This is a genomic window from Nocardiopsis sp. TNDT3, assembly GCF_003427465.1.
Taxonomy (GTDB): domain Bacteria; phylum Actinomycetota; class Actinomycetes; order Streptosporangiales; family Streptosporangiaceae; genus Nocardiopsis; species Nocardiopsis dassonvillei.
Map to the genome: position 1 here is coordinate 1 of NZ_QPFC01000610.1, position 4629 is coordinate 4629.

The 4629-nt window shown below is 74.6% G+C and carries 4 protein-coding genes and 1 pseudogene; 1 reads left to right on the forward strand and 4 read right to left on the reverse strand.

Features of this window, described 5'->3' with window-relative positions:
- Window positions 1–658: hypothetical protein (locus tag DQW06_RS15525; RefSeq protein ID WP_232833033.1), on the forward strand; the 658-nt coding region annotated here is incomplete at its 5' end.
- A gap of 42 nt (window positions 659–700) precedes the next feature.
- Here the strand turns inward: DQW06_RS15525 and DQW06_RS15530 are convergent.
- From DQW06_RS15530 to DQW06_RS15545, 4 genes and pseudogenes are all read right to left on the reverse strand, one after another.
- Window positions 701–1720: a LysR substrate-binding domain-containing protein gene (locus tag DQW06_RS15530; protein ID WP_071621731.1), complete on the reverse strand. Its 1020-nt coding sequence runs from the start codon at window positions 1718–1720 to the stop codon at window positions 701–703.
- A gap of 16 nt (window positions 1721–1736) precedes the next feature.
- Entirely contained in the window at window positions 1737–2606 is an 870-nt protein-coding gene (locus tag DQW06_RS15535; RefSeq protein ID WP_013152242.1) for a CoA ester lyase, read from the reverse strand.
- Window positions 2606–3781, reverse strand: a complete 1176-nt coding sequence (locus DQW06_RS15540; RefSeq protein ID WP_013152241.1) for a CaiB/BaiF CoA-transferase family protein — start codon at window positions 3779–3781, stop codon at window positions 2606–2608. Before DQW06_RS15540 ends, DQW06_RS15535 begins: the two co-directional genes overlap by 1 nt.
- 133 nt (window positions 3782–3914) lie before the next feature.
- Window positions 3915–4629 (reverse strand): annotated as a pseudogene (locus DQW06_RS15545) (GntP family permease); the annotation flags it as partial.

Genomic DNA, 4629 nt, shown 5'->3' on the forward strand with positions numbered 1-4629 from the left:
CCCCCTCCCCGGCCAGACGCCCGTCCAGCGGCCTCCGGCCGAAAAGGGCTCCGTCGGACGGACCCTCGCCTGGATCGGCTGCGGCTGCGGCACGCTCCTCCTCCTGGCCGTGGCGGGCGCCGGATTCGGCGGAGCGTACTACCTCGGCTGGTTCGGCCCGGAGGACGTCCACTCCGCTCCCCAGAGCCCGTGCGACGTCCTGGACACCGAAGCCGCGAGCGGGATCGCCGGGAACGGCGAGGACCTGGAGGTCTACGAGGCGGACCACTCCTACGCCTACGGCGCCGAGGGCCTGGAGTGCGTCGTCTCCCCCGGGTACGGGGCCGCGTCCGGGCACGAGGTGGACCTGCGCACCATCGTCTTCACCAGTCGGGTGGACGGGATCCGCAAGGAGAACGGCGAGGAGGCCGCCAGGACCTACTTCTACTCCAACCGTCCGGAGTCCGACGGCTCCGGGACCGCGACCTGCCCGGACGGCAGGGCCCCGCTCAGCGGGACCCGGAACGGCTCCGGGCACGCCCTGTACCGCCTGGACAACCTCGTCGTGGAGGTCGAGGTGCTGCCCGCGGGCTCCGGGGCCGAGGAGTCCCTCAACGAGGCGGACCGCACCCAGGCGGCCGTGGACCTGCTCTGCGACGCCCTCTCCCGCGTGGAGTGAGGCGGGGCGGCCGACGCGGACCGGCGGCCCGCACACCCCCGGTCAGGGCCGGCCGGCACGCGGTTCGGTCCGGGCCGCCAGGCGGATGCCCGGCCAGGCCCCCTGCTCGGCGAGCCGGGTCGTCACCTGCACGATGCCGTGCCGGACGACGGACACCGCGTCCCGCGGCTCGTAGTAGTCCGAACCGGCGCACACCGCGATGTGGCGTTCGATCACGGGGTCCACGACCCGCCGCACCATGAGGTCGGGGGTACTGCGCAGCGCCTCGACGCTGGACAGCGGGAGCAGGGCGCAGGCCTCGCCGCTCTCGGCGATGCGCACCATCGTGCCCAGGGACTCCACGTCGGCGGCGATCACGGGCGCCGCGCCGTGTTCGGTGAAGACGCGGTCGATGAGCACGCGCAGGTTGCTGCGCGCCCCGGGGGCGACCAGCGGCACCCGGAGCATGTCGGCCAGGCTGATGTCCCCGTACGCCGCGGTGTCGGCGGCGGCCGCGCCCGTCCCGGCGGACCCGGCGGCCCGGCCGCCCCGGGGTGGCTCCTCGGCGTCCGAGCGCCCGACCAGGTACAGCTCCTCGGAGTACAGCGGCGTCTCGGCCGGCCGGGGCGCCGCGTCGTCGCGGTAGAGGACGGCCAGGTCCATCCGCCCGACCGTGAGCAGCTCCTGGATGTATCCGCTCACCGACTCGAACAGCCGCAGGCGGACCCCCGGGTAGTGCCGTTTCGTCCAGGAGAACAGCGCCGGGGCGAGGTGGACGGCGGCCGCGGTGGGCAGGCCGACGGCCACCGGTCCGCGGATGGCCCGGGGCTCCTTGGCCACGTCCTCGGCGATCTGGTCGAACCGGCGGATGAGCTGCTGGGCGTCCCGGTACAGGGTCCGCCCCGCCGGTGTGGGCACCACCCCGCGGGGGCCGCGCTGCACGAGCCGCACGCCCAGTTCGCTCTCCAGCTGCTTCATCCGCTGGCTGACCGCCGGCTGCGAGACGAACAGCACCGAAGCGGCGCGGGTGAAGCTCCCGCTGTCGATGACCGCGATGAAGTCCCGCAACTGGGCGATGTCCACTGGCTGTCCCCTCGGCCTACACGGTCCGGTCCCTCCCCTCGGCGCGCCGCAGCAGTCGGCGGGCGCGTTCCACGACCGGTCGGTCGATCATCTCACCACCGCGCTGAACAGCGCCCCCGTCTCCCGCGGCGAGTACCCCGCGCGCCCATTCCAGCTCGGCGGCGTCGGGGGCGAAGGCGGCGTCCACGGGCGCGACCTGGGCGGGGTGCACGCACAGCTTGCCGCCGAACCCCCAGCGGCGGGCGCGGGCGGCGTCCCGTGCCGCGGCCGTGCCGTCGCGCACGTCCGTGGTGACGCCCTCGACCGGCGGCGGCAGCGAGCACGCCGCCGACCAGCGCACCAGGTCGCTCCGCGACGGGTCGAGCGCGGCGTCGTCGGCGGTGCCCAGGTCCAGGGCCAGGTCGATCCCGCCGAACAGCAGCCGGACCGTCTCGGGACGGCTCGCGATCCGTGAGAGCCCCACCAGACCGCGGGCGGACTCGATCAGCGGCAGTACCGGCGCCCCGCTCGCCTCGGCCGCGGCCCGCACGTCGTCGCCGGACTCGGCCTTGGGCAGGACGACGGCGTCCGGCCCCAGCTCGCGGCACAGCCGCGCGTCGGCGGCGAACTCCGCGGTGGTGCGCGCGTTGACGCGCACGGCCACGGCGGGCGCGCCGCCGGAGAGGGGACGGGAATCGACGACGCTCGGCCACCCGGCCCGCAGCGCTTCGCGCGCGGCGTCCTTGCCGTCGGCCGGGACGGCGTCCTCCAGGTCGATGATGACGGCGTCGGCGCCGCTGCGCACCGCCTTGGCGAACCGGTCGGGACGGGACGCGGGCACGAACAGCCAGGTGACGGCCGACGTGAGCGCGTCCGCGTGCGCGGCGGCGTCAGTCCGCGGCGCCATCAGACCACCCCGCCCGACCGCAGCTCGCCGGTCTCCTCGGCCGTCATCCCCAGTTCGCCGAGGATGGCGTCGGTGTGCTCGCCGAGGTCGGGGACCGGGTCCATGCGGGGGGCCGGGTCGCGCGGGCCGGGCGGCGCGAGCGCCGGGACCCGACCCGTCGGCGTGTCCACCTCGTGCCAGCGCCCGCGCGCGGCGAGCTGCGGGTGGTTCCACACGTCGGCGAGGCTGTTCACCCGGGCGTAGGCGACCGGGACGTCGGCGAGCAGGGAGGTGGCCTCGTCGCCGTCCAGCTCGGCGAAGCGCCGGTCGATGACGGCCTTGAGCGTGTCGCGGTTGGCGCTGCGGGCGGCGTTGGTGGCGTAGGCGGGGTCCTCGGCGAACGCGGGGCGCTCCAGGAAGCGCTCGCAGAACGCGCGCCATTCGCGCTCGTTCTGGATCGCCATCAGGACCACCTGCTCATCGCGCGCGACGAAGGGGCCGTAGGGGTAGATCGTGGCGTGCGCCGCGCCGGCGCGCGCCGGCGGCTCCTGGCCGTCGTAGGTGTAGTAGAGCGGGAAGCCCATCCACTCGGCGGTGGCCTCCAGCATCGACACGTCCAGGTGGGCGCCCTTCCCGGTGCGCGCGCGTTCGAGCAGCGCGCCCAGGATCGAACTGTAGGCGTACATGCCCGCGGCGATGTCGGAGACCGAGATGCCGACCTTGGCCATCTCCTCGCCGCTGCCCGTCACCGACAGCAGCCCCGACTCGCTCTGCACCAGCAGGTCGTAGGCCTTCATCGTCTCGTAGGGGCCGGGGGAACCGTAGCCGGAGATGTCGCAGACGATGAGCCCGGGGTGCCGCGCGTGCAGCTCGGCGGCGCCCAGCCCGGCGCGGGCCGCGGCCCCCGGCGCCAGGTTCTGGATGAAGACGTCGGCGCGGGCCAGCAGCCGGCGCAGCACCTCGTTGCCGCGCGGGTCCTTGATGTCCAGCGTCAGGGACTCCTTGTTGCGGTTGACCCACACGAAGTGCGAGCTCATGCCGTTGACGCGGGAGTCGTAGCCGCGGGCGAAGTCGCCCGTGCCGGGGCGCTCGACCTTGATGACGCGGGCGCCCATGTCGGCCAGGTGGCGGCTGGCGTAGGGAGCGGCGATGGCCTGCTCCAGGGACACGACGGTTACACCGCGAAGCGGCTGCATGGTTTCTCTCCTGCGTGTGTGTGAGGGTCGGGCGCGCCACGGGTGCGGGGGGTGCCGGGAGCCGCGTCCCCCCGGCCGCCGCGTGCGCGACGGCCCGGAGGGACGGTGGCCGCGGCTCGCGGCGGTGTCCCTGCTAGACGACGAGGCTGATGCCCACGACGATGACCAGCGAGACCACCGAGGCCAGCGAGGTCACGAAGGTCAGCGCCTTGAGCGTGCCCCGGGTGGTCACACCGAGCAGCGACTGGAACATCCAGAAGAAGTTGCTGTTCACGTGGAGCGCGAACAGGGCGCCCGCGCCGATGGACAGCCCCAGGACCGCGGGCGGCAGGTCCAGGCTGCCCATGATCGGGGCGAGGATGCCCGCGGCCGCGATGGCGGCGACGGAGATCGAGCCGATGGCCACGTGCAGCACGGCCGCCACCAGCCAGGCCAGCAGCACCGCGACGAGCGCCGGTGTGCCCGCGTCGGCCGAGAACAGGCCGCCCAGGACCCCTTCGAGCGCCGTCTCGCCGATCACCGCGCCCAGCGAACCGCCCACGCCGGTGACCAGCAGGATCTGCCCGGTGGTGTTGAGTCCCTCGCCCAGCGCGTCGTTGGTGCGCTCGTTGCCCAGCACGCCCCGCGACAGCAGGTAGGCGCCGACCAGGCCGACGAAGAGCGCCAGCACCGGGTCGCCGAAGAAGGCGATCACGGGAGACGTCACGCCCGCGGCCTCGGCGATCGCCCCGGCGGCGATCATGACCAGCGGGACGAGGATGGGCAGCAGGGAGACGTAGAGCGGCGGGGTCCGCGGCGTCGTCTCGGCGACCTTCGCCGTGCCGTCGTCGCCGCCGTCACTGACGCCG

What these genes read in the sequence shown, in the direction of transcription:
- DQW06_RS15535 (WP_013152242.1), bottom strand. Translation starts at nt 2,606, where the DNA reads ATGGCGCCGCGGACTGACGCCGCCGCGCACGCGGACGCGCTCACGTCG.
- DQW06_RS15540 (WP_013152241.1), bottom strand. Translation starts at nt 3,781, where the DNA reads ATGCAGCCGCTTCGCGGTGTAACCGTCGTGTCCCTGGAGCAGGCCATC.